This is a genomic window from Thermomonas beijingensis, assembly GCF_020034655.1.
In the GTDB taxonomy this organism is placed as follows: domain Bacteria; phylum Pseudomonadota; class Gammaproteobacteria; order Xanthomonadales; family Xanthomonadaceae; genus Thermomonas; species Thermomonas beijingensis.
This window is the reverse complement of sequence record NZ_JAIQDJ010000001.1, coordinates 766,299-789,603: the sequence shown is the minus strand read 5'-3', so window position 1 is coordinate 789,603 and position 23,305 is coordinate 766,299. Positions and strand designations below refer to the sequence as shown.

Genomic DNA, 23,305 nt, shown 5'->3' with positions numbered 1-23,305 from the left:
CTTGGGAAGTTCGGCTAGTCTTGCCTTGCCTATGCGCGGGCCCGCTGCCGCGCACGCTGTCTCGTGCCGCGATTATTGCGGTTGCAATTATTGTTAATGTTGGCAAGGGCGAACGACATGCGGCGATCGTGCACTATTTGCTTGCCTGTGCGCAAGCGATGCTTGCGGATGCAACTTCTTCGATACATCACCAGATTAAGACGGGGAACGTGATGCGTCGATGGCTTAACCGGGGATTGCTTGCATTGTTGCTGCTGGTGGTGGCTGCGTCCATCACGGTCTATTGCCTGTTGCGCGGCAGCCTGCCCACGCTGGAAGGCCAGCACGCCTTGCCGGGCTTGCAGGCAACCGCCACCGTGTCACGCGATGCCAACGGTACCGTCACCATCGACGCGCAAAACGAATCCGACGCCCTGCGTGCACTCGGCTATGTGCATGCACAGGAGCGCTTTTTCGAAATGGATTTGATGCGCCGCAGCGCCGCAGGCGAGCTGGCCGCACTGGTGGGACCACTGGCGCTTGACGTGGATAAACAGCACCGCCTGCATCGCCTGCGTGCGCGGGTGAAACAGGATCTGCCACTGATCGTGGCGGACAAACGGCCGCAACTGGATGCCTATGTCGCCGGCGTCAACGCAGGTCTTGCCGCGCTGCGTGCACGCCCGTGGCCATACCTGTTGCTGCGCGAAGCGCCACAGCCGTGGATGGCCGAAGACACGCCGCTGGCCGCGATGGCCATGTATTTCGATCTGCAAGGTGGTGACAACACAAGTGAACTTGCGCTGTGGCGAATACGCCCGCATCTGCCACCGGCGCTGTATGCCCTGCTGACTCGCGATGGCACGCGTTGGGATGCGCCGCTGCAAGGCACCGCGCGTGGCGATGCGATGCTACCCGGTGCTGAGCAGGTGAATTTGCGCACCCTTCCCGGCGATCCTGTGGACACGGTCACCGCGGATGTCTGGCACGCCCCCGGCAGCAATAATTTTGCGGTGGCCGCCAGTCTGACCGCCGACGGCCGCGCCATCGTCGCCGACGACATGCACCTGACCCTGCGCGCGCCCAATATCTGGTTTCGTGCGCGCCTGCGCTACCGCGACCCGGCTGCGCCCGACGGCAAGGTCGATGTGCAGGGCTTCACCCTCCCCGGCCTGCCGCTGGTGGTGGCCGGCAGCAATGGGCGGGTGGCCTGGGGCTTTACCAATAGCTATATCGACACACAGGATTGGAAGCTGGAAACCCCCTGCACCCGTGCCGTCGCATCGGGTTGCGCGCCGCTGCGTGAATTCACTGAGCGCATCGAGATCGCCCACGCCAAGCCGGCCACCTTGCAGGTAGAAGAATCCGCATGGGGCCCTGTCATGCAGCATCAAGCCGATGGCCGCGTGCTCAGCCTGCGCTGGGTGGCGCAATTACCAGGAGCGGTGAATCTTGGCTTGAGCCGGTTTGCATTGGCACAGAGCGTGGATAACGCCCTGCAACTGGCGCAGGACATTGCCCTGCCTACGCAAAACCTGGTGATCGCCGATACCCAAGGCCAGATCGCATGGCGGTTGTTGGGGCCGATTCCGCAACGGGCCGCCAGCTGCCGCGCCAGCAACACCGTGATCGATGCACGCACGCAAGTCTGCCCGCCATGGGCCATGTCCACCCGCAACACTCCTGTTCTGCGTTCGCCGGAATTCCCGCGTTTGTGGACCGCCAACGCCCGCGTGGTGGATGGCGCAACGCTGGCCACCGTAGGCGATGGCGGCTACGCCCTGGGTGCCCGTGGCGCGCAAATTCGCGATGCTTTGCACGCCAAGCAACGCTTCCGGGAGTATGATTTACTGGCCGTGCAATTGGACGATCGCGCTGTATTCCTCACCCCGTGGCAACACCTGCTGCAAGCACGCGCCAGGACTGCCAACACGCCCGCACTGCATGCCTTGGCGCAGGCCGCATCCACCTGGGAGGGCCGCGCCGCCCCTGCCTCGGTGAGCTACCACATCGTGCGCGCTTGGCGGTTGGCCGTCACCGCGCGGATTGCCGATGGCCTGATCGCCCCGGCGCGTGTGGCACTGGGTAAAGCGTTCGAAAAACCCCATCTTCCGCAACTGGAGGGCGTGGTCTGGCCGCTGGTGACGCAGATGCCGATCAATCTGCTGCCACGTCACTATGCAAGTTGGAACGCGCTGTTTGAAGATGCCGCCAGCGAAGTGCGCAGTAACTTGGAAAAATCCGGCCCACTGGGCCAGCGCACCTGGGGGCAGCGCAATACCGCCGCGATCTGCCACCCCTTGGCCAAAGCCATTCCCATCTTCGGCAAACCTTGGCTATGCATGCCCGCACAAGCCTTGGCCGGCGATGGCAACATGCCGCGCGTAGCCGGCCCCGCCTTTGGTGCGTCTGAACGCATGGTGGTCTCACCGGGCCACGAACAAGACGGCATCATCGAAATGCCCGGCGGCCAAAGCGGCCACCCGCTGTCACCGTTCTGGGGTGCCGGCCACGCCGCATGGGTGGAGGGCGACCCCGCACCGTTCCTGCCGGGACCGGTGAAATACACGTTGACGTTGCTGCCGGCAACGCGCTGATCAACCCAGCAACAACGTCTCCATCAATTCTAAATACAACGCCGGCAGCTGCTGCAAATCCTCCACCCGTACCTGCTCATTCACTTGATGGATGCTGGCATTGACCGGGCCGATTTCAATGCACTGCGCGCCCAGTGGCGCAATGAAGCGCGCATCCGAGGTGCCGCCGCCAGTGCTTTCTTCGGGGGCTGCGCCGGCAAACGTGGCCAGCACCTTGCGCGCCGCTGCACGTAGCGACCCTTGCGGGGTGTAGAAGGGTTCGCCGCTGCGGTGCCAGTGGATCGCGTAGTCAAGTGCATGCGCACGCAGCACGGCCTCGCATTCGGCTTCGAGTGCTCCTGCCGTCCAATGCGGGTTGTAGCGCAGGTTGAACAGCACCTGCAGCTCGCCGGGGATCACATTGTTGGCGCCGGTGCCGGCGTGGATGTTCGAAATTTGCAGACGGGTCGGCGGGAAGGTTTCGAAACCTTGGTCCCATTGCCGTGCGGCCAATTCGGCCAGCGCCGGCAGCGCCTGATGGATCGGGTTGCGCGCTTTTTCCGGATACGCGACATGCCCCTGCACGCCGCGCACGGTGAGTGTGGCCGACAGACTGCCGCGCCGGCCAACCCGCAGCAAATCCCCCAAGGCGTGCCTGGAGGATGGCTCGCCGGTGATGCACCAGTCGATGCGCTGACCGCGTGCGCGGAACACGTCGGCCACCTTGCGCACACCGTCGATGGCATCGCCTTCTTCGTCGGAGGTCAACAGCAACGCCACCGTGCCGGCATGTTGCGGATGCGCGGCCACAAAGCGTTCCAGCGCGATCACGAACGCCGCTACGCTGCCCTTCATGTCGGCCACACCGCGCCCGTACAACACGCCGTCGCGAATCTCGGCGACGAAGGGATCGCTGGCCCACGCCTCACGCGGGCCAGGCGGCACCACATCGGTATGCCCCAGCAACACCAGCACCGGGCCGTCGCCGCTGCCGTGGGTGGCCCAAAGATTGTCCACATCGCCAAAGCGCAAGGATTCGATGGAAAACCCCACCGCTTGCAAGCGCTGCGCGATCAATGGCTGGCAACCGGCATCGTCCGGTGTGATCGAGGCGCGCGCGATCAACTCGCATGTCAGTTGCAACACGTCATTCATGCGCCTACCCCGAACAATTTCTTGAAACCATTGTCGGAAAATCCTTGCGCCACGCGGCCATCAGCCAACACCACCACGGGCCGCCGGATCAATTGCGGATATTCGCGCAGCAGTAATCTCCATTCGGCATCGCTGCCCGGGGTTTTGCGCTGCGGCGCAAGTTCACGCCAGGTCGTCGAGGATTTGTTGATCAGCGCATCCCAACCACCCGCCGCGTCTTTCCATGTCAGCAGGGTTTCCGGCGACTGCGGCTGGTCGCGGTAATCCACGAAGGTGTATTCCACGCCAAAACGTTTAAGCCAGTTTTGTGCTTTCTTGCAGGTGTCGCAGCTCTTGAGTCCGTACAACGTGGTCATGCGAGAAACTCCATGGAGATGGCCGGCATGCGGGTTCCGCGACCATCGGCGACAGGGATGTCGCCGATGAGCCTACAAGGACGTATTCACGGCGTGTCGCGGAAACTGCATGCCGGCCAGCTTCGCGATACGGGTAAAGATCAATCCGCCAACCCGCGCAGCAACTCGTTGACGCTGGTCTTGCTGCGGGTTTTCTCGTCCACCTGCTTGACGATCACCGCGCAGTACAACGAATGGCTGCCATCGGCTGCGGGCAGCGAGCCGGACACCACCACGCTCCCCGGCGGCACACTGCCGTAGCTCACTGCGCCGGTCATGCGGTTGTAGACGCGAGTGCTCTGGCCGAGGAACACACCCATCCCCACCACGCTGTGATGGCCGACCACGAAGCCTTCCACCACTTCCGAACGTGCGCCGATGAAACAATGATCCTCGATGATGGTCGGGCCCGCCTGCAGCGGTTCCAGCACGCCACCGATGCCCACGCCGCCCGACAGATGACAGCCCTTGCCGATCTGCGCGCAGCTTCCCACCGTGGCCCAGGTATCCACCATCGTGCCTTCGCCCACGAAGGCGCCGATGTTGACGAAACTCGGCATCAACACCACGTCTTTGCCGATGTGGCTGCCGGCGCGCACCACGGCGCCAGGCACCACACGCACACCCGCAGCACGGAAGGCAGCCTCATCGAAGCCGGCAAAGCGCGCCGGCACTTTGTCCCAGAACGGGGCGGGCACGGCATCCATCAGCGCCATGTCCTGGGTACGGAAATACAACAGCACCGCTTTTTTCAACCATTGGTTGACCTGCCAGCCGCCATTCCCGTCGGGTTCGGCCACCCGCAGCGTGCCTTGCTCCAATCCGGCAATCGCCTGATCCACTGCCGGGCGCACGCGGCTGGCGATCTCGTCAGCCTGCAAGTCAGTGCGGCGCTCCCACGCATCTTCCAAGGTGTCACGCAGGCTGTCGATGTGGGGCGAACTCATGCAATGTCTCCATCAAGAACCGCCAGCAAGGCAATGCGAAGTGCATCACAACGTTCTGGCGAAAGGGGGTGATTGTGCTCATCGCTGACCAGCAGCAAGTCTTCGGCGCGTGCGCCGAAGGTGGCGATACGTGCATCGTGCACACGCAGATGTTGTTCGCGCAGGACTCGCGCGATATCCGCCAGCAACCCGGGGCGGTCGGTACAGACCAAGCCAATGCGGGTGCCACCGGCAAGGTCGATGAAATCCAGTTGTGGTGCCACTTTGAAATGTTTGAGATGACGCGGCTGGCTGCGCCGTGCCGGCAGCATTCGCCCGACATCACCCACCAGTGCATGCGCCAGTGCGTTGGCCAATCGTGCCGGCTCAATGGCTTGCCGGGTATCCACGGGGAGTACGTGAAAGGTGTCGTGAATCGCACCACCCGGCGCATCCAGCACCCGTGCCTGCTGCACACTCATCCCCAACCGGTCCAGTGCCATCACGATGGCGGCAAACAGCCCATCCTGATCGGGCATATGCACCAGCACTTCCAGCCCATCGCGTCCGGACATGGCACGTGATGCCACTACCGCCTCGCCTGCTGCCGCCAAATGCAATGAGGCGGCCTGCCACGCAATCTGGTCGGGCCGGCTGCGCAGGAAATTTTCCTGTGGCATCCGTGCAAACATCGCCGCAATCGCCGCATCGTCATGTCCTTCGGCAAGCAGCATCGCACGCGCCGCTTCACGGTTTTCGGATATACGCTCTTCCGCCGCCACCGGTTGCCCCAGGCCGCGCCGCAATGCCAGCCGGGTGGCAGTGTGCAAATCCGCCAACAAGCGGTCTTTCCAGCCATTCCAGAGTTTTGGCGAGGTGCCGGCGATATCCGCGCAGGTGAGCAAATACAAATAGTCCAACCGCTGGCGATCGGCCACGATTTCCGCAAAACGATGGATCACATCCGGGTCGGTGATGTCTTGTTTTTGCGCGGTGACGGACATCAACAAATGCTTGCGCACCAGCCATTCCACCAGCGCGATGTCGGCTTCCAACAAGCCATGCGCTTCGCAAAAGGTGCGCGCATCCACCGCGCCGAGCTCGGAATGATCGCCCCCGCGGCCCTTGCCGATATCGTGGAACAAGCCCGCCAGCAACAACAACTCCGGCTTGCGCAGCGACGGCCACACCAGATGGGTAATCGCAAAACGCGGATCCGCCTCGCCACTGGCAAAGCTGGCCAGATTGCGCAACACGGTCAACGTGTGTTGATCGACGGTAAAGACATGGAACAAGTCGAACTGCATCCGCCCGGAAACCCGCTGAAATGCTGGAATCCAGTGCCCCAACACGCCCAGCCTGGCCATGCGTTCCAGAGTGGCCACCGCTTGCGGCCCACGCAGCAATTGCATGAACGCCTCGCGCAGGGAAGCCGGAGCCTCGTCATACGCTGGAATCAAAGGCAATGCCAAGGCCAACTCACGTGCGGTTTGCGAATGCAGGCCACGCAGCCCGGGCGTGGCTGCCCAGGCAGCAAACATTGCGAACACATGCGCAGGATCCGCTTCCAACCAACCGGAAACAGCCGTAGCAAGATAATCACCGCGCCGCTCGAACTGGGTGTCCAGTGGCTCCGGCGGCTGGATACCCGCAAAGTATTCTTCGAAACGTTGTAACAGGCGCTCACCCACCCGGCGCACGATGGCGGCGCTGCGGTAAAAGCGTTGCATCATTTTCTCGACACCCAGCGAATCGGCATCGTCCACATCGCCCAAACGTGCCGCAAGCGGTTTTTGATAATCAAAACGCAAACGCTCTTCGCGCCGCCCCGCCACCAGATGCAATCCATAGCGAAAACGACACAAGGCGCGACGCTCGCGCTCCAGCGCGGCGGCTTCATCAAACCCCAATCGGCCCAGCTCGATCATCTGATCCAAGCTGCGCGCGCCAAAGCTGCGCAGCGCCAACCAGCCCAACAGATGCAGGTCACGCAAGCCACCCGGACCATCTTTGAGATTGGGTTCCAGGTTGTCGGAAGTGTCCCCGAAGCGCGCATGGCGGCGGCGCTGCTCTTCGCATTTTTCAGCAAAAAACCGTGCCGGCGGCCACAAGTGCCCGGATGAAACCGCATCCGCCAAACGTGCCACATCCGCGTCATTGGCACACAACGGGCGGGCTTCGATCAGGGCCGTCACCACCGTGATATCGGCGGCGGCTTGCGTGCATTCCTGTGCGGAGCGCACCGCCATGCTGACTTGCAAACCGGCATCCCACAACATGGCATTGAACCTGGCCAGTGCGGTTTCACCTTGTTGCTGCGCGGCAGGTTCGGCCAATACCAACAAGTCAATGTCGGAATGCGGAAACAATTCGCCGCGCCCGTAGCCACCGACGGCAAACAGTGCCAGCGGCACCGCTTCATCGAAACAACGCTGCCACGCGGCGCGCACTTGCACATCCACCGCACGCGCACGCAGCGCAATCAAACGGTCTGCTGGCGCACCGGCATCAAAGCGCCGCGCCAATTTGGCATCGGCCAACGCCACCGCAGTACGTGCCGCCACCGACCACGCAGCATCGTCGATCAGCGCGCCGGTTGCCGCCGCCTGCATGCTCACAAATCGTTGTCGTCACCCGGCAAGCGGGTCAGGATTTCCACACCGTCATGGGTGACCACCACCATGTGTTCCCATTGCGCAGATAATTTGCGGTCTTTGGTCACCACCGTCCAACCATCCGGCAACAAGCGCGTATGGCGGGCACCTTCGTTGACCATCGGCTCGATGGTGAAGGTCATGCCTTCCTGCAAAACCAAGCCCTCGCCGGGCCGACCGTAATGCAGCACCTGCGGTTCATCGTGGTAAATCTTGCCGATGCCGTGCCCGCAATATTCGCGCACCACGCTGAAGCGCTCGGCTTCCACATAGCTCTGGATGGCGTGCCCCACATCGCCCAAGGTGGCCCCGGGGCGCACGGCACGGATGCCACGGAACATCGCCTCGCGGGTCACATCCACCAAACGCTTGGCCATCACCGACGGCGTGCCCGCGTAGTACATCCGACTGGTATCGCCATGCCAACCGTCTTTGATCACGGTCACGTCGATATTGACGATATCGCCATCACGCAGCACTTTGGTGTCACTGGGAATCCCGTGGCAGATCACGTTATTGACCGAGGTGCACACGGTCTTGGGAAAGCCACGGTAGCCGACATTGGCCGGAATCGCGCCCTGCACATTGACGATATGGTCATGGCAGATGCGGTCGAGTTCTTCAGTAGTGACGCCCGGTTTCACGAATGGGGCCACCACTTGCAGCACTTCGGCGGCCAAACGGCCCGCCACGCGCATTTTTTCGATATCCGCCGGGGTCTTCAGATTGATTGTCATTTGCGCATTATCGCGCATTGAAGAGGCAGATCGATCATGTGGCTGTGCCGCACGCGCCAGGCCAGTGGCGCGCCCACCGCCAAGATTGCCCTGCCGCCTGGTTTCCCCTATACTTCGGGGGCTTTATCGCCGCCACGACGGGCGTACCGTCGAATCCACACCTGTCGGCAATCCCTGTTCCGGGGTGCCCGCGCAAGCGGGTTCGGACACAGTGACGACAGGGAGGCCCAACCCCGGAATCCCGCACCCATCCTTGCGGACAGGGTGCAGCGCCCTCATTCAACCGGCGCGGATTCCATTCAATCGGAGTGTTTGCAATGCCCCAAATCACCATGCGTCAGATGCTGGAAGCCGGCGTCCATTTCGGCCACCAGACCCGCTACTGGAACCCCAAGATGGCCCCGTACCTGTTTGGTGCGCGCGGCAAGATCCACATCATCAACTTGGAAAAGACCGTCCCGCTGTTCAATGACGCGATGAACTTCATCAGCGGCGTTGCGCAGAAGCGCGGCATCATTTTGTTCCTGGGCACCAAGCGCAGCGCGCGTGAAGCCATCAAGGAAGAAGCCGAGCGTTGCGGCATGCCCTTCATGAACCAGCGTTGGCTGGGCGGCACCCTGACCAACTTCGCCACCGTGAAGAAGTCGGTTGCCCGCCTGAAGGAACTGGAAGCCGCCGAAACCGATGGCACTTTCCAGAAGCTGGTCAAGCACGAAGTGATGGGCCTGCGCCGCGAGCGCGACAAGCTGGAGGCCTCGCTCGGCGGTATCAAGGAAATGAACCGCCTGCCCGACGCGATCTTCGTGATTGATATCGGCCATGAAGACATCGCCATCAAGGAAGCCAAGAAGCTTGGGATTCCGGTAATCGCAGTGGTCGACTCCAACTACGACCCGGCCTTGGTGGACTACGCCATTCCCGGCAACGACGACGCCATCCGCGCAGTGCAGCTGTACGCACGCGCTGCTGCCGACGCCGTACTGGAAGGCAAGGCCGCTGCGCCGAACGCCGCCAACGTGCGTGAAGAAGACTTCACTGCTGCGGTTGAAGGCGAAGAGGCCAAGCCGAGCCGTCGCGGCAAGAAGGGCGAGTAATCACCCCATCACGCAGCCGCGCAGGCTGCGACTGTCCCTTCTCCCGCTGGGAGAAGGTGGCCCGTAAGTGCCGGATGAGGGTTCGGTCGCGTTGTGGAATTCCGCACGCGCCAAATTCTCACACTAACCCTTCTCCCAACGGGAGAGGGGTTTCACCGTATTCAATTCAGAGGTAATCCCAATGGCTGAAATCACCGCTTCCCTTGTGAAGGAACTGCGCGAGCGCACTGGCGCCGGCATGATGGAGTGCAAGAAGGCACTCACCGAAACCAATGGCGACATCGACGCCGCGGCCGAAGCGCTGCGCAAGTCGGGTCTGGCCAAGGCCGACAAAAAGGCCAGCCGTGTGGCTGCCGAAGGCCGCGTGGCCGCAGCCCAAGCCGGCGGCAAGGCCGTACTGGTGGAAATCAACTCGGAAACCGACTTCGTGGCCAAAGACGGCAACTTTGTTGACCTGTGCGAAGCCATCGCCGCTGCCGCACTGGCCTCGGGTAGCACCGATGTCGACAGCTTGAAGGCCGCCAAGCTGGCCTCCGGCGACACCGTCGAAGAAGCCCGCGCCGCAGCCATCGCCAAGCTGGGGGAAAACATCCAGGTGCGCCGCATGGTCAGCATGAACACCGGCAACCACGTGGCCGCTTACGTCCACGGCGGCAAGATCGGCGTACTGGTGGAACTGGCTGGCGGCGATGCCGACCTCGCCCGTGGCCTGGCGATGCACGTTGCCGCGATGAACCCGCCGCACAACAAGGCGGCCGATGTACCGGCCGAGTTCGTGGCCAAGGAAAAGGAAATCGAGCTGGCCAAGATGAGCGAAAAGGACAAGGCCAAGCCAGCCGACATCCTGGAAAAAATCATCAGCGGCAAGATCGCCAAGATCATCAACGAAGTGACCCTGTACGGTCAGCCCTACGTGCTGGACGGCGACAAGACCGTGGAGGCCGTGCTCAAGGCTGCCGGTGCCGACGTGATCGGCTTCCAGCGTCTGGTGGTGGGTGAAGGCATCGAAAAGGTGGTGGAAGACTACGCCGCCGAAGTTGCAAAGGCGATGCAGGTCTGAACCAGGCACCAGCTTGAGTTCCGGAAAAAAACCCGCCCGTGCTGGCGGGTTTTTTTTGTTACCAGCCGCTGCCATCAAGACGTGACAACCTTGCAGCAAAGTCTCTATCCCGTTATCATTTGCGGCCCACTTCCGGAGAGGTGGCAGAGCGGTTGAATGTACCTGACTCGAAATCAGGCGTAGGTTTATAGCCTACCGAGGGTTCGAATCCCTCCCTCTCCGCCACTACAAACCACCCCCGCTCGGGGGTGTTTTTGTATCAGCTGCGTCGGCTCCGCGACACCATACCCAAGCCCGCTGCCCAGATTACGGATCCGGGAATACCCACTCATCTAACAGAATCGTGAATCAGGTCGGATTTCACCCCACTTTCGACACGGGAAGAACGTCATACTGCTTCGCATGATGTCCATGTGCCGCGCCCCCGTCCGGTTCTATCGCACCATTCCGTTACCACCATAAACACCGGACGCCTGCCCTACGCATGATTGAATTCGGACATCTGACCCATGTCGGCCTGCGACGCGAGCTGAACGAAGATACCTATTACGGGGACAGCGAGCTGGGGCTGTGGCTTGTGGCCGACGGCATGGGTGGCCATGAATACGGCGAAGTGGCTGCGGCTATGGCGCGCGAAATCATCGTCAATGAAGTGCGCGCAGGCAGCGATTTGAGCCGTGCCATCAAAGTAGCCGACGAGGAAATCATCCGCTGCTCCAAGCGCCGTGGCGACAGCCTGCCGATGGGGACCACCGTGGTTGCGGCGCGTATCCACGGCAACCAGTTCGAGGTTGCATGGGTGGGCGACAGCCGAGTGTACCTGTGGCGTGATGGGACACTGACCCAGATCTCGCATGACCATAGTTATGTGCAAGAGCTCATTGCACAAGGTGCGATCAGTGCTGCGCAGGCACGCAACCATCCGCACCGCAACGTGGTGACGCAAGCACTCGGGGTGACGGCACCAGAACAGTTGAACGTGGAAACGCTCAACGGCGAGCTGCGTGCAGGCATGCAATTGCTGCTATGCAGCGACGGCCTGACCGAGGAAGTGGACGATCGCCAAATTGCGCGGGTGCTGGCGCATGGCGAATGCAGTGCACAGGAATGTGTGGATGGTTTGGTGGCCGCCGCGCTGGACGGTGGCGGCTCGGATAATGTCACGGTCGTGCTGGTGCGCCGGCACTGAAGCAATCAGGGATGACCAGCATGCTTGCGGCCATCCAGCAACGCCTGCTCAGATCAAGGCATCCGCTTCCAGCCACAGGCACCTGCCTGATTTTTTTTGTAGCCCCGCAAGGCGCTCTGCGTGCGCCTGCGCCTCTTCGGGTTGAATGAGCACCCGTGGCCGTGACGCATCGCCGGCTTGTGGATTGACCACGACTGCCGCTGAGAGTACTGCTTCCTCACAGATCTGAAAGCCAATTTCACCCTGGCCCGAAGTCAGTGCCAGATACACATCCAGCAAAATCTGCGCATCCAGCAATGCGCCGTGCAACTGTCGGTGGGAATTATCCACCCCCAATCGCTTGCACAAAGCGTCCAGGGAATTGCGCTGGCCTGGGAAGCGTTGCCGCGCCATCAACAAGGTGTCTTCCACCGTGCATCGATCAAGCACTTTGCCGAAGTCTTTCAGCCGTGCAAGTTCAGCATCCAAAAACCCGATATCGAAAGCTGCGTTGTGGATGATCAGCTCGGCGCCGTCGATAAATGCAATGAAGTCTTCTGCGATGTCGGCAAAGCGCGGCTTGTCGGCTAGGAAATCCAAACTCAAGCCGGTCACTTCCTGCGCCCCCGGCTCGAATTCGCAATCCGGATTCAGGTAGTAATGGAAGGTGCGCCCGGTGGGACGCCGCTCCAGCACCTCGACACAGCCAATTTCGACCACGCGGTTGCCTTTGCGCCAATCCAGGCCGGTGGTTTCAGTGTCCAGAATCACTTGCCGCATCAGCTTGCGTTCTCCTTGAATTTCAGTGCCTGGTTGCGCGCCAGTTGATCCACGCGTTCATTGCCGGGGTCACCGCTATGGCCCTTGACCCAGCGCCAATCCACCTGATGCCGGGCTGCCGCCTGATGCAACCGTTCCCACAGATCGCGGTTCTTGACCGGCGCACCGCCCGCTGTTTTCCAGCCCCGTCGAATCCAACCACTCATCCACTCCAAAATACCTTGCCGCACATATTGGGAGTCGGTGTGCAAAATAACTTCGCACGGCTCGCGCAGCGACTCCAGCGCGGCAATCGCGGCCATCAGTTCCATGCGGTTATTGGTGGTATCAGCCTCGCCGCCGGAGAGCTCGCGCTCAACCCCGCACCAATGCAACAACACACCCCAGCCTCCCGGGCCGGGATTACCCAAACAGGCACCATCGGTATGGATATCCACCTGTTTGCGGGCGTTTGTCATGCCGCAACCTCAGGGTGCCAGCCCAATGCGTGTGGTTTACTACGCATCGGCGTCATCGGAAGGCGGCGCTTGTGCGCACGCAACAGGAACGCAGCCCGCAACCCCGCGCCTTCTTGTACGTCCAGTACTGGTGCCACGTTCCATGTCGGCCCCACACCTTGCGAAACAGGTTCTGGGTTGAGCCCCGCTGCACGCAGCCTCCGACGCCAACGGATCGGCTCGGAGGCTGCCAACCCCTGCCCCTGCCAACGCAGGCGATACGGTGAAATGGGGTTCAGTGCCAGCAGCCACAGAATGCCGCCCGGCAGCAGGATCCGTGCACATTCGTGCAGTAACTCATTTGCCACGGGGCTTGCATCCAATGCATGTTGCACGATCACGCTGGCGCACGATTCGCTGACCACGGGCAACGGCAAATCACAGCATAGATCGCCCGCCCAGCCCCCCTGTTCCGCGCAATGCAGGCGCAGCAACAGGCCACTGCCACCCGTATCGGGCGGCAGCAAGCTGGCGCCTGCTCCCAGCCACACATACGGCTGCCCCGGCGATTGCTGGCCCGCAATACGCACGCATTCGGCCTCGCTGGCCAATAGCGCTTGTCCGGCCACGCTGGCAAACCACGCATCGGTGGCGGCAAACTTGGGTTGACGATCAGGGACAGGCAGCGGCATGGTGGTGATTCTGCGGGAAAGCCCGCGCGCCGTCACCGCTGGAATCATGAATCTGCACGCGCTTGCCGCATTTGATGACAATTACATCTGGCTGCTGCGTGATGCCAGCGGGCGTGCGCTGGTCGTTGATCCTGGCGATGCTACGCCCGTTTTGGCTGCAATCGGCGATGGCCCTGCGCCACACGCCATCGTGATTACCCATCACCATAGCGACCACATCGGCGGACTGCCGGCGCTGTTGGCGCGCTGGCCGGACACGCCCGTGTTTGCACCGGATGATGCGCGCATCGTACATGCCACCCAGCGGGTCAGCGAGGGCCAGGTGCTCGCCATCGGCCCGTGGCAGTTCCGCGTGCTGGCTGTCCCCGGCCATACCCGCAGCCACCTTGCCTATGTCGGGGAAGACCTGCTGTTTTGCGGCGACACCTTGTTCAGCCTTGGCTGCGGGCGTCTGTTTGAAGGCACGCCGGCACAGATGCATGCCTCGCTATCGAAACTGGCGGCGCTGCCGGGTGACACCCGGGTTTGCTGCGCACACGAATACACGCTGGCCAATGCTGCATTCGCACTGGTCGTGGATGCGGATAACCCGGCACTACAGCAACGGGTCAAAGAGATCCACGTGCTGCGATCTTCCGGGCATCCCAGCCTGCCCGTGCGGCTGGACACCGAGCGCGCCTGCAACCCGTTTTTGCGCTGCCATGCCGCGGGCGTGCGCGCTGCGGTGCAGCAGCATGCCGGAATGGCACTGCCCGACGAGACCGCCGTGTTTGCCGCGCTACGCGCATGGAAGGATGGGTTTGCGGGATAGCGCGGGCAAACGCAATGGGACTGGCCGCAAGCAGCCGCGCAAGGCAAACTAGAGCATTCGCTCGACGCGCCCCACGCGCAACTCACAAGGAGACACCATGGGATTCCTGCAAGGCAAGCGTGCGCTGGTCACCGGCATCGCCAGCCAACGCTCCATCGCCACCGGCATTGCCGACGCCTTCCACCGCGAAGGCGCGGAGTTGGCGTTGACCTATCAGAACGAAAAACTGAAATCGCGGGTGGAAGACGCCGCCGCCGAGTATGGCAGCACTATCGTGCTGCCTTTGGACGTGGCCGACGACGCGCAAATCGACCATTGCTTTGCCGAACTGGGCAAGCATTGGAACGATGGGTTCGACATCCTCGTGCATTGCATCGCGTTCGCCCCGCGTGAAGCGATCGAAGGGGATTTTCTCGACGGCATCAACCGCGAGCGTTACCACATTGCCCACGACATCAGCGCCTACTCGTTGGCGGCGCTGGGCAAGGCGGCGCGCCCGCTGATGAAGGGGCGCAACGGCAGCATCCTGACCCTGTCGTATCTGGGTGCGGAACGCGCACTGGCCAACTACAACACGATGGGCGTGGCCAAGGCCTCGCTGGAAGCGACCGTACGCTACATGGCGATGGCGCTGGGCCCGGAGGGCACCCGCGTGAATGCGATTTCGGCCGGCCCGATCCGCACCTTGGCCGCCAGTGGCGTGGCCAATTTCCGCAAGATGCTGAGTGCATTCGAAGCCGCCGCACCGCTGCGGCGCGTGGTGACAATCGAAGATGTGGGCAACGCTGCTGCGTTCCTGTGCTCGGATCTGGCCAATGGCATCACCGGCGAGGTCACCTATGTGGATGCCGGCTACAACATCATGGGCATGAGCGGGATCGAGTGAAACACTCGCGCCCCATTGCCGCATAGAAAAACGCCCGGCATATCGCCGGGCGTTTTTGTTGCGATACCGCTGCGGCACTTACAGCCGGTCTTCCGCCACCTTGATATCGTAATGCGCACGTGCAGCGCGCACGAAGGCATCTTGTGCCTGCATCCCCGTGCTCTGTGAGACCTGTTGGCGCAACTGCGTGCGCTCTTGCGCCGATACCTGACCAATGTCGGCATCACGCACCGCACGCAACTCAAACACCATGTAGCTGCCGCCGATCAAGGCCTTGCCCATCGACAACTTGTTGTCACGCGCACGCGGCAGATTGAAGAATGCCTCCACCGCTTGTGCCGAAGGCAATGGGCTGCGCCGCACAAGGTCATTGGCATCGGCTACGGCCAACCCGGCGGCCTGCGCTGCCGCAGCCAAACCCTTGCCCTGCGCTGCTTTCAGCAATGCATCCGCTGCGCTTTCAGCTGCCTTGCGCTGGCGGTCGGCATGGATTGCCTGCACCACCGCATCACGCACTTGTGCCAGCGGCAACGCCCGTTCTGGCTCATGTGCAATCACGCGAATCAACACCGTGTGTTCAGGGCCAATTTCGATGGGGTCACTGGCCGTGCCATCTTGCATCAGGTTGTCCGAAAACGCTGCACGCAGCACCTTCGGATCGGCAGCAATGCCAGGGCCGCCGGTACGGGTGAACGCCGGTGTGGTTTGCACCGTCAGCCCCAAGGCCTTGGCCGCCGGCTCCAGCGAGGTTGGGTTCTTGTACACCGCATCGACCAATTTACCGGTCAATTCATTGAATGCTTGCTCACGCCCACCTTGCTGCAACTCTTTTTCAAGATCGGCGCGCATGTCTTCAAACGAGCGCTGCACACCCTGCTGGATTTGGTTGACCTTGATCACATGCCAGCCGAAATCACTTTTGACCGGGCCACGGATCTCACCTTGCTGCATGGCAAACGCAGCATCGTCAAACGTACCCGGCATGCCGCCCTTGCTCAGCCAGCCGAGGTCGCCACCTTTGGCTTTGGAGCCACTGTCATCCGAATTGGCCTTGGCCAGCGCTGCAAAATCTGCACCCGGCGCACGCGCCATGTCTGCAAGTTGCCTGGCCTTGGCCTCGGCGGCTTTCTTCTCGGTATCGCTGGCATTTGCCGCCACTGCGATCAGGATATGCGAGACCTCACGCTTGTCGCCTGAGGGCGATTTCGCAATCTGCTCTTGATACTTCTTATGCAAGGCCGCATCGTCGACCACGGGTGGGGCCAGCTTGCTGCCATCCACTTCGACATATTCCAAGCGCACGGTTTCCGGGGCATGGAACTGCGCTGCATGCGCCTTGTACCAAGCATCAATCTGGGCCTGGGTGACTTCGGAAGTATCGGCGGCGGGGGCAGGCAGGTTGACATAGCTGACATCGCGATGCTCACCCAATAACCGCATCAGCCGATCCAGCTCGGTATCGGTAACGAAGGCGGATTGTGCGATCCGCGAAGGAATCAAGTCATCCATCAGTCCGTCGCGCACCTTGGCTTCAAAGCTGCGCGGCGTCATCGGCGGATTCTGCGTCGACAGCAACATCTGATAACGATCCGTATTGAATGCGCCATCGACCTGAAAGTCCGGAATCTTGCCAATGGCCTCGGCCACCTGCGCATCACTGATCACGATGTTGTCGCGCTTGGTTGCCAGCTGCATCAAACGATCATCGATCAGGGTGTCAAGAATCTTGCGCTTGTTTTCGACCGACTCGAATGCCTTGGCGTCGTAGCTCTCGCCCTGCTGCGCACGCATCCGCATACGCGCCGTTTCCAGACGCTCTTTATAGGCCGCGGCATCAATGTCTTCGATCTTCCACAGATAGGTGATCGGCCACACTCGTGGTGCCGAGGCCCACCACGACGGCGGCTGCGCGATCCGCGCCACATAGGTGTCCACTCGCTGCGACATGTAAGACTCCATGCCGAAGAAAGCGAACGGAACAATCAGGAGGCCGAGGATTGCGGTGGCGATCCAGCCGGAGGTCTTTTCGCGAAGTTTCTGCAACATGGGCAAGCTGACATTGAGGCGTAGCCGCGTAGTCTAACTCGTCTAATGCAACCCTAGTCCAGTTGGTCGTGCTCGCCCATGCTGCTTGGCGTCGATTGGGCGCACTGGCACGACGTGCGCAAAGCAAAAAGCAAAAAGCCCCGCATTGCTGCGAGGCTTTTGCTTCAAACTGGCGGAGTGGACGGGACTCGAACCCGCGACCTCCGGCGTGACAGGCCAGCATTCTAACCGACTGAACTACCACTCCGCTGTGAGCCCGCAATCATACGCAGGGTTTTTCGATCGCGCAACATTTTTCGCAAATTTCTTGCAGCGGCAGTCCAAGTCTTGCGATTGACCTGTGCACGTCGAATCGTCATGCGGGGCTTTCCGTTAGAATTGGTCGCCCTCTTGACTAGGAATTCCCATGTCGCAACTTGCCTATCGCCGTGTGCTGTTGAAACTTTCCGGCGAGGCATTGATGGGCAACGAGGATTACGGTATCGACCCCAATGTATTGATCCGGTTGGCGCAAGAAGTGATTGAAGCCAGCGAAGCCGGTGCGCAGATTGCACTGGTGATCGGCGGCGGCAATATCTTCCGCGGCGCAGGGTTGGCCGCCGGCGGGATGGATCGGGTCACCGGCGACCATATGGGCATGCTGGCCACGGTGATCAATGCCTTGGCCATGCAGGATGCATTGGAAAAGCAAGGTGGCAAGGCCCGCGTAATGAGCGCCTTGAAAATCAATGACGTGTGCGAAGACTACATCCGGCGGCGCGCTATCCGCCACCTGGAAAAGGGTCGTCTGGTCATTTTTGCCGCCGGCACCGGCAACCCATTCTTCACCACCGACTCGGGTGCTGCGCTGCGCGCGATCGAGATCGGTGCCGATTTATTGCTGAAAGCGACCAAAGTCGACGGCGTCTATGACAAAGACCCCAAGAAGTACCCCGATGCAATCAAGCTGAATAACCTGAGTTATGACGAAGTCATTGCCCGCAACTTGCAAGTGATGGATACCGCGGCATTCGCCCTGTGCCGTGATGCCAGCCTGCCGCTGCGCATTTTCGACATGGCCGAACCCGGCGTATTGCTGCGCATTCTGCACGGCGAGCAGGTGGGCACCTTGGTGCAAGGCCGCAGCTAAACCGCGCCCGATAGCCTGCTTGCCGCTTATAATCAGCGGTTTGCACATTCAGTTCGGAGCGATGCCATGTTGAACGAAATCAAGAAAGATGCCCAAGCCCGCATGGTCAAAAGCATCGAATCGCTCCGCCACAATCTGGTGAAAGTGCGCACTGGCCGCGCCAATGCCGGCCTGGTGGACAGCATCAAGGTCAACTATTACGGCTCCGACATGCCGCTGTCACAAGTCGCCAGCGTGTCGGTGGCAGATGCCCGTTCGATCCTGATCACGCCGTGGGAAAAGCAAATGGTTGGCGCGGTGGAAAAGGCCATTCTGGCGTCTGATCTGGGGCTGACCCCGAATACCGCCGGCACCACCATTCGGCTCAATATCCCGGCACTGACCGAAGAGCGCCGCCGTGACCTGACCAAGGTCGTGCATGGCGAGGGCGAGGACGCCAAGGTAGCGGTACGCAACATCCGCCGCGACGCCAACCATCAAGTCAAGGAACTGCTGAAAGACAAGCAGATCACTGAGGATGAAAGCGCACGCACCGAGGCCGAAATCCAAAAGATCACCGATGCTGCGATCAAGGATGTGGATGATGTGGTCAAGGCGAAAGAGCAGGAATTGATGTCGGTTTGAGGCATACGAGCCTGCCCATGCCGACCCGCGCCGCACCGCTGCCGCACCACATTGCCATCATCATGGATGGCAATGGCCGCTGGGCGCAAAGACGCCATCGCCCGCGCATCATCGGCCATCGTGCGGGTGCGCAGGCGGTCAAGCGTTGCGTCGAGTTTTGCCTGCAGCGTGGGATCGAGGCACTCACGCTGTTTGCCTTCTCCAGCGAAAACTGGAACCGCCCCAGCGAGGAAGTTGGCGGCCTGATGAAGCTGTTCTTGGGTGCGCTGGAACGTGAGGTGGACGAGCTGCATCGCCTGGGTGCACGCCTGCGTTTTATCGGTGAACGCTCGCGGTTTGACCCTGCAATACAAGCGCGCATGCACGCTGCAGAAGCCCTGACCGCCAGCAATCCAAAACTGCAGCTCACGATTGCGGCCAGTTACGGCGGTCGCCAGGACATCGTTCATGCGGCAAGACTGCTGGCGGAGGACGTCGCTGCAGGCCGCTTGCTGCCCGAGCAGATTGACGAATCCGCACTATCGGCACAGATGGCATTGGCCGACCTGCCGGCACCGGATTTGTTCATCCGGACCGGCGGCGAATTGCGCATCAGTAATTTCCTGCTGTGGCAGATGGCGTATACCGAGCTATGGTTCACCGACACACTGTGGCCGGATGTCGATGCGCAAATGCTGCAACAAGCGGTGGATGACTTTGCCACCCGCGAACGCCGCTTCGGCCTGACTAGCGCCCAACTTCGGGCACCCCACCCCGGGAATACGCCATGACCAAAACCCGCATTTTGGCCGCGCTGATCATGGCACCCGCCGTTATTGCCGCCGTGTTGTTGTTGCCCACCGGTTGGCTGATGCTGGTGAGCGCCATCGTATTTTTGCTGGCACTGTGGGAATGGCTGCGCTTGGCCGGTTTGGAAGACACATTGGCGCGTAGCGCACTGCTGGCCTGCAACCTTGGACTGATGGTTGCCTTGGTGTGGGGCTCGCAATCGCATTCGGTGCGCTCACTTCCCTTGTTCCAGCTCATTGTTGTGCTGGGCGTGTTGTGGTGGCTGCTGGCGTTGCTATGGCTGAAGCACTATCACTTTTCCGCAGAAGTCCTTGGCAAGGCGCGTGCGGCCAAACTGGTGGCTGCCACCGCCGCCATCATCCCCGCCTGGTGCGCGCTGGCCGTCATTCATAGCAGTCAACCGCGCGGCCCCGGCTGGCTACTGCTGGTATTGCTGATCGTGTGGGCAGCCGACAGCGGCGCCTACTTCACCGGCCGCAAATTCGGCGGGCAATGGTTTGGCGGCCGCAAATTGGCGCCACGCATCAGCCCGAATAAAACCCTAGAAGGGGTCAGCGGTGGCGTGGCCTTGGCGATGCTAGTGGCCTTGTTGGGGGCATGGCTGATCGGCGCGCCGGCGAGCAAATTCCCGGCGATCGCGGGAGCTGCGGCGATCACCGTGCTGTTCTGCGTGGCCGGTGATTTATTCGAAAGCCTGCTCAAACGCCATGCCGGCATGAAGGATTCCGGCTCCTTAATCCCAGGTCACGGCGGTGTGCTGGATCGGGTGGACAGTGTATTGGCCGCACTGCCGGTGTTTGCACTGGGCAAGATATGGCTGGGTTTCTGATGATGCAACGTGTTGCCGTTCTGGGTGCCACAGGGTCGATTGGCACATCCGCGCTGGATGTGATCGCACGTCACCCGCAGCGCATGCGCGCCAGTGTGCTGGCAGCCGGCAGCCAAGTCGATGCCCTGCTGGCGCTGTGTCGCTCGCATGCACCAGACCACGCGGTCATCGCCGATATGGCCAGCTACAGCGCACTGCGCGATGGCCTGCGTACGGCGGGGCTTGCCACTCAAGCACACGCCGGCAGCGAAGCTCTGGATGCATTGGTAGCCAGCGATGCTTGCGATACCGTAGTGGCGGCCATTGTGGGAGCTGCGGGATTGCCGTCCACCTTGGCGGCAGCCCGTGTCGGCAAGCGCCTGTTGCTGGCAAATAAAGAATCACTCGTGCTGGCTGGTGAACTGCTGATGCGCGAGGCGCACGCACATGGCGCGGTGATCGTCCCGATCGACAGTGAGCACAACGCCATTTTCCAATGCCTGGCGAATGGCAACACACCCTCACGCATCACCCTGACGGCCTCCGGCGGACCGTTTCGTGGCTGGTCTGGCAGGCGATTGGCGCAGGTGACACCGGCACAGGCGGTGGCCCATCCCAAATGGTCAATGGGTCCAAAAATCTCGGTGGATTCGGCCACCTTGATGAATAAGGGCCTGGAGGTCATCGAGGCCCACCACTTGTTCGAGGTACCCGTCGATGCCATTCGGGTGCTGGTACATCCGCAATCATTGGTGCATTCGATGGTGGATTTCATCGACGGCAGCAGTCTGGCCCAGTTGGGGCTGCCCGACATGCGCACCGCGCTGGCGGTCGGTTTGGGCTGGCCCAAGCGCATTGCCTCGGGGGTGCCGGCGCTGGATTTGCTTAGCGAGGGTGGACGGCTGGAGTTTGAACCCCCGGATCTGGCCGCATTTCCATGTTTGTCGCTGGCATTTGCAGCGATCCGCGCCGGTGGCACCGCACCGGCCGTACTCAACGCTGCCAATGAAGAAGCAGTTTCAGCATTTCTTCAGGGCCATATTGGTTTTCTGGACATCCCCTCCACCGTTGCCGCCGCCCTGGACGCCATGCCAGCGAACCCCACCGACTCCATCGAAGCCTTGCTGGCCAGCGACGCGCAGGCCCGCGTCAACGCCCGACAGACGATTGCCCGCATTGCCGGAAGCCGAACATGAGCACGTTCTTCGGCTCGGTCTGGTGGCTGCTGGTGGCGCTGGGCGTATTGGTCACTTTCCACGAATTTGGCCATTTCTGGGTTGCGCGCCGCTGCGGCGTCAAGGTCCTGCGATTCTCGATAGGCTTTGGCAAACCGCTGTGGACACATCGTGGCAAAGACGGCACCGAATACGTGCTCGCCGCAATCCCTTTGGGCGGCTATGTGCGCATGCTGGATGAACGCGAGGATGACGTGCCCGCCCAGCAGTTACATCTGGCGTTCAATCGCAAACCGGTGCTGCAGCGTATTGCAATCGTCGCCGCCGGGCCGCTGGCCAATCTGGTGCTGGCGTTTGGCCTGCTCTGGGCCATGCTGGTGATTGGCCGCCCTGACTATGCCCCGGTGGTGGGCCAGGCCACCGCCATTGCGGCACAGGCCGGATTGCAGCCGGGTGATCACATACTGGCCGTTGGCGACCGCGTCACGCCCACCTGGAGCGAGCTGGTGATGGCGTTGAATGTGGATGCCCTGGATCGTCAGCCGGTCACGCTGTCGCTACGCCGCGCCAATGGCCGCCTCGTGCAGCGCACGCTGCCGCTGCAGAATCTGCCGGCCTCCGTGGATGAGTTGCGCGCACTGAGTGGCATCGGCCTGATTCCGCGGCATTTGCTGCTGCCGGCCCTGGTCGGGAGTGTGCGCGAAGGCAGTCCGGCGTGGGGGGTGTTGGCCGAGGGTGATCGCATCACCGCAATTGATTCACATCCGGTTGTCAGCTTCGAAGACATTGCCCCGCTGGTAGCAAAATTGGGCGCGCGCGGTGGCCCAGGGATGGTGGAAGTCGAGCGCGACGGTGAACGCTTGGCACTGGAACTGACTCCGCGGCGCATGCAGGGCAACGACGGTCAACCGCATTGGATCCTGGGCGTCACCAATGCTGCCCCGGTGGAGCCCCCCCACGACGCAGTGCTGAAACTGGGGCTGCTGGCTGCGGTGCCGGCTGCTGTGCAGGAAACCGGCTACCAGGCCAAACAGATCGTGGATATGGTGATGCGGGCGGTTTCCGGCAAGGTTTCGGTGCAAAATACCGTATCCGGACCGATCACCATTGCCCGGGCTGCCAATGATTTTGCGTCCCGTGGCCCGGCGTGGTTCCTGAACTTTCTGGCCCTGCTGTCGGTCAGTTTGGCCTTGATCAACTTGCTTCCCATCCCGGTCTTGGACGGGGGTCACTTGCTGTATTACCTTATCGAGCTGACGATCCGCCGCCCATTGGGCGAGCGGGCGATGGCTGTGGGTCAGTACCTTGGTCTTGCAATGATCGCAGGACTAATGGGGCTGGCCTTTTACAACGATATTTTGCACCTCGTGTCTTAACCTGTTTC

Annotated in this window: 21 protein-coding genes and 2 tRNA genes; 13 read left to right on the top strand and 10 right to left on the bottom strand. The window is 61.6% G+C overall.

What is annotated here, in order from left to right:
• Positions 1-212: 212 nt before the first annotated feature.
• Entirely contained in the window at positions 213-2,576 is a 2,364-nt protein-coding gene (locus K7B09_RS03675; protein WP_223626874.1) for a penicillin acylase family protein, read from the top strand.
• On the opposite strand, the gene dapE is transcribed toward K7B09_RS03675, so the two are convergent.
• The 5 genes from dapE to map form a co-directional block, all read right to left on the bottom strand.
• Positions 2,577-3,710, bottom strand: a complete 1,134-nt coding sequence (gene dapE, locus K7B09_RS03670; protein ID WP_223626872.1) for a succinyl-diaminopimelate desuccinylase — start codon at positions 3,708-3,710, stop codon at positions 2,577-2,579.
• A complete protein-coding gene (locus K7B09_RS03665) occupies positions 3,707-4,066 on the bottom strand; it encodes a Spx/MgsR family RNA polymerase-binding regulatory protein (protein WP_223626869.1) in 360 nt (119 codons plus the stop codon). Before K7B09_RS03665 ends, dapE begins: the two co-directional genes overlap by 4 nt.
• Positions 4,067-4,206: 140 nt before the next feature.
• Positions 4,207-5,052 carry a 2,3,4,5-tetrahydropyridine-2,6-dicarboxylate N-succinyltransferase gene (gene dapD / locus K7B09_RS03660; protein ID WP_223626867.1) on the bottom strand — a complete coding sequence of 282 codons (846 nt, stop codon included), beginning with the start codon at positions 5,050-5,052 and terminating at the stop codon, positions 4,207-4,209.
• Positions 5,049-7,643: a [protein-PII] uridylyltransferase gene (gene glnD / locus K7B09_RS03655; RefSeq protein WP_223626865.1), complete on the bottom strand. Its 2,595-nt coding sequence runs from the start codon at positions 7,641-7,643 to the stop codon at positions 5,049-5,051. The genes dapD and glnD overlap by 4 nt, the downstream gene beginning before the upstream one ends.
• Positions 7,644-7,645: 2 nt before the next feature.
• On the bottom strand, positions 7,646-8,422 hold the full coding sequence (gene map / locus K7B09_RS03650) for a type I methionyl aminopeptidase (RefSeq protein ID WP_223626863.1): 777 nt from the start codon (positions 8,420-8,422) through the stop codon (positions 7,646-7,648).
• A 317-nt stretch (positions 8,423-8,739) separates the two neighbouring features.
• Here map and rpsB point away from each other — a divergent pair, with 317 nt between their 5' ends.
• From rpsB to K7B09_RS03630, 4 genes are all read left to right on the top strand, one after another.
• Positions 8,740-9,516, top strand: a complete 777-nt coding sequence (gene rpsB, locus K7B09_RS03645; RefSeq protein ID WP_223626861.1) for a 30S ribosomal protein S2 — start codon at positions 8,740-8,742, stop codon at positions 9,514-9,516.
• 181 nt (positions 9,517-9,697) lie between these two features.
• A complete protein-coding gene (gene tsf, locus K7B09_RS03640; RefSeq protein WP_223626858.1) occupies positions 9,698-10,576 on the top strand; it encodes a translation elongation factor Ts in 879 nt (292 codons plus the stop codon).
• Positions 10,577-10,710: 134 nt separating this feature from the next.
• Positions 10,711-10,801: transfer RNA gene (locus tag K7B09_RS03635), tRNA-Ser, on the top strand.
• Positions 10,802-11,060: 259 nt separating this feature from the next.
• A complete protein-coding gene (locus K7B09_RS03630; RefSeq protein ID WP_223626856.1) occupies positions 11,061-11,765 on the top strand; it encodes a PP2C family protein-serine/threonine phosphatase in 705 nt (234 codons plus the stop codon).
• Positions 11,766-11,813: 48 nt separating this feature from the next.
• Here the strand turns inward: K7B09_RS03630 and dnaQ are convergent, their stop codons facing one another.
• The 3 genes from dnaQ to K7B09_RS03615 are packed head-to-tail and all read right to left on the bottom strand — an operon-like array spanning position 11,814 to position 13,653.
• A complete protein-coding gene (dnaQ, locus tag K7B09_RS03625; protein ID WP_223626854.1) occupies positions 11,814-12,524 on the bottom strand; it encodes a DNA polymerase III subunit epsilon in 711 nt (236 codons plus the stop codon).
• Positions 12,524-12,982: a ribonuclease HI gene (rnhA, locus tag K7B09_RS03620; RefSeq protein WP_223626852.1), complete on the bottom strand. Its 459-nt coding sequence runs from the start codon at positions 12,980-12,982 to the stop codon at positions 12,524-12,526. Before rnhA ends, dnaQ begins: the two co-directional genes overlap by 1 nt.
• Positions 12,979-13,653, bottom strand: a complete 675-nt coding sequence (locus K7B09_RS03615) for a class I SAM-dependent methyltransferase (RefSeq protein WP_223626850.1) — start codon at positions 13,651-13,653, stop codon at positions 12,979-12,981. The genes rnhA and K7B09_RS03615 overlap by 4 nt, the downstream gene beginning before the upstream one ends.
• 46 nt (positions 13,654-13,699) lie before the next feature.
• Between K7B09_RS03615 and gloB the strand changes: the two genes are divergently transcribed.
• Together gloB and K7B09_RS03605 are read left to right on the top strand one after the other, a co-directional pair.
• Positions 13,700-14,464 carry a hydroxyacylglutathione hydrolase gene (gene gloB, locus K7B09_RS03610; RefSeq protein ID WP_223626847.1) on the top strand — a complete coding sequence of 255 codons (765 nt, stop codon included), beginning with the start codon at positions 13,700-13,702 and terminating at the stop codon, positions 14,462-14,464.
• Between the two features lie 97 nt (positions 14,465-14,561).
• The gene (locus K7B09_RS03605; RefSeq protein ID WP_223626845.1) at positions 14,562-15,350 is read left to right on the top strand and encodes an enoyl-ACP reductase FabI; all 789 of its coding nucleotides are present in this window, start codon (positions 14,562-14,564) and stop codon (positions 15,348-15,350) included.
• A gap of 78 nt (positions 15,351-15,428) precedes the next feature.
• Here K7B09_RS03605 and K7B09_RS03600 read toward each other — a convergent pair whose 3' ends face one another.
• Both K7B09_RS03600 and K7B09_RS03595 read right to left on the bottom strand, forming a co-directional pair.
• Positions 15,429-17,396 carry a SurA N-terminal domain-containing protein gene (locus K7B09_RS03600; RefSeq protein WP_223626843.1) on the bottom strand — a complete coding sequence of 656 codons (1,968 nt, stop codon included), beginning with the start codon at positions 17,394-17,396 and terminating at the stop codon, positions 15,429-15,431.
• Between the two features lie 170 nt (positions 17,397-17,566).
• Positions 17,567-17,643, bottom strand: a tRNA-Asp gene (locus K7B09_RS03595).
• Between the two features lie 159 nt (positions 17,644-17,802).
• Between K7B09_RS03595 and pyrH the strand changes: the two genes are divergently transcribed.
• From pyrH to rseP, 6 genes are all read left to right on the top strand, one after another.
• Positions 17,803-18,525, top strand: a complete 723-nt coding sequence (gene pyrH, locus K7B09_RS03590) for a UMP kinase (RefSeq protein ID WP_223626840.1) — start codon at positions 17,803-17,805, stop codon at positions 18,523-18,525.
• A gap of 66 nt (positions 18,526-18,591) precedes the next feature.
• Positions 18,592-19,149, top strand: a complete 558-nt coding sequence (gene frr / locus K7B09_RS03585; RefSeq protein WP_223626838.1) for a ribosome recycling factor — start codon at positions 18,592-18,594, stop codon at positions 19,147-19,149.
• Between the two features lie 17 nt (positions 19,150-19,166).
• The gene (gene uppS / locus K7B09_RS03580; protein ID WP_223626836.1) at positions 19,167-19,919 is read left to right on the top strand and encodes a polyprenyl diphosphate synthase; all 753 of its coding nucleotides are present in this window, start codon (positions 19,167-19,169) and stop codon (positions 19,917-19,919) included.
• Positions 19,916-20,767 carry a phosphatidate cytidylyltransferase gene (locus tag K7B09_RS03575; protein WP_223626834.1) on the top strand — a complete coding sequence of 284 codons (852 nt, stop codon included), beginning with the start codon at positions 19,916-19,918 and terminating at the stop codon, positions 20,765-20,767. Before uppS ends, K7B09_RS03575 begins: the two co-directional genes overlap by 4 nt.
• Positions 20,767-21,942, top strand: coding sequence for a 1-deoxy-D-xylulose-5-phosphate reductoisomerase (gene dxr / locus K7B09_RS03570; protein ID WP_223627732.1), 1,176 nt, complete (start codon positions 20,767-20,769; stop codon positions 21,940-21,942). Before K7B09_RS03575 ends, dxr begins: the two co-directional genes overlap by 1 nt.
• The gene (gene rseP, locus K7B09_RS03565; RefSeq protein WP_223626832.1) at positions 21,939-23,297 is read left to right on the top strand and encodes an RIP metalloprotease RseP; all 1,359 of its coding nucleotides are present in this window, start codon (positions 21,939-21,941) and stop codon (positions 23,295-23,297) included. The genes dxr and rseP overlap by 4 nt, the downstream gene beginning before the upstream one ends.
• Positions 23,298-23,305: the final 8 nt, after the last annotated feature.

What these genes read in the sequence shown, in the direction of transcription:
- rpsB (WP_223626861.1), top strand. Translation starts at nt 8,740, where the DNA reads ATGCCCCAAATCACCATGCGTCAGATGCTGGAAGCCGGCGTCCATTTC.
- rseP (WP_223626832.1), top strand. Translation starts at nt 21,939, where the DNA reads ATGAGCACGTTCTTCGGCTCGGTCTGGTGGCTGCTGGTGGCGCTGGGC.
- uppS (WP_223626836.1), top strand. Translation starts at nt 19,167, where the DNA reads ATGCCGACCCGCGCCGCACCGCTGCCGCACCACATTGCCATCATCATG.
- frr (WP_223626838.1), top strand. Translation starts at nt 18,592, where the DNA reads ATGTTGAACGAAATCAAGAAAGATGCCCAAGCCCGCATGGTCAAAAGC.
- dnaQ (WP_223626854.1), bottom strand. Translation starts at nt 12,524, where the DNA reads ATGCGGCAAGTGATTCTGGACACTGAAACCACCGGCCTGGATTGGCGC.
- dapE (WP_223626872.1), bottom strand. Translation starts at nt 3,710, where the DNA reads ATGAATGACGTGTTGCAACTGACATGCGAGTTGATCGCGCGCGCCTCG.
- pyrH (WP_223626840.1), top strand. Translation starts at nt 17,803, where the DNA reads ATGTCGCAACTTGCCTATCGCCGTGTGCTGTTGAAACTTTCCGGCGAG.
- K7B09_RS03675 (WP_223626874.1), top strand. Translation starts at nt 213, where the DNA reads ATGCGTCGATGGCTTAACCGGGGATTGCTTGCATTGTTGCTGCTGGTG.
- tsf (WP_223626858.1), top strand. Translation starts at nt 9,698, where the DNA reads ATGGCTGAAATCACCGCTTCCCTTGTGAAGGAACTGCGCGAGCGCACT.
- K7B09_RS03665 (WP_223626869.1), bottom strand. Translation starts at nt 4,066, where the DNA reads ATGACCACGTTGTACGGACTCAAGAGCTGCGACACCTGCAAGAAAGCA.
- dxr (WP_223627732.1), top strand. Translation starts at nt 20,767, where the DNA reads ATGATGCAACGTGTTGCCGTTCTGGGTGCCACAGGGTCGATTGGCACA.
- glnD (WP_223626865.1), bottom strand. Translation starts at nt 7,643, where the DNA reads ATGCAGGCGGCGGCAACCGGCGCGCTGATCGACGATGCTGCGTGGTCG.
- K7B09_RS03575 (WP_223626834.1), top strand. Translation starts at nt 19,916, where the DNA reads ATGACCAAAACCCGCATTTTGGCCGCGCTGATCATGGCACCCGCCGTT.
- map (WP_223626863.1), bottom strand. Translation starts at nt 8,422, where the DNA reads ATGACAATCAATCTGAAGACCCCGGCGGATATCGAAAAAATGCGCGTG.
- K7B09_RS03615 (WP_223626850.1), bottom strand. Translation starts at nt 13,653, where the DNA reads ATGCCGCTGCCTGTCCCTGATCGTCAACCCAAGTTTGCCGCCACCGAT.
- dapD (WP_223626867.1), bottom strand. Translation starts at nt 5,052, where the DNA reads ATGAGTTCGCCCCACATCGACAGCCTGCGTGACACCTTGGAAGATGCG.
- K7B09_RS03600 (WP_223626843.1), bottom strand. Translation starts at nt 17,396, where the DNA reads ATGTTGCAGAAACTTCGCGAAAAGACCTCCGGCTGGATCGCCACCGCA.
- K7B09_RS03630 (WP_223626856.1), top strand. Translation starts at nt 11,061, where the DNA reads ATGATTGAATTCGGACATCTGACCCATGTCGGCCTGCGACGCGAGCTG.
- rnhA (WP_223626852.1), bottom strand. Translation starts at nt 12,982, where the DNA reads ATGACAAACGCCCGCAAACAGGTGGATATCCATACCGATGGTGCCTGT.
- gloB (WP_223626847.1), top strand. Translation starts at nt 13,700, where the DNA reads ATGAATCTGCACGCGCTTGCCGCATTTGATGACAATTACATCTGGCTG.
- K7B09_RS03605 (WP_223626845.1), top strand. Translation starts at nt 14,562, where the DNA reads ATGGGATTCCTGCAAGGCAAGCGTGCGCTGGTCACCGGCATCGCCAGC.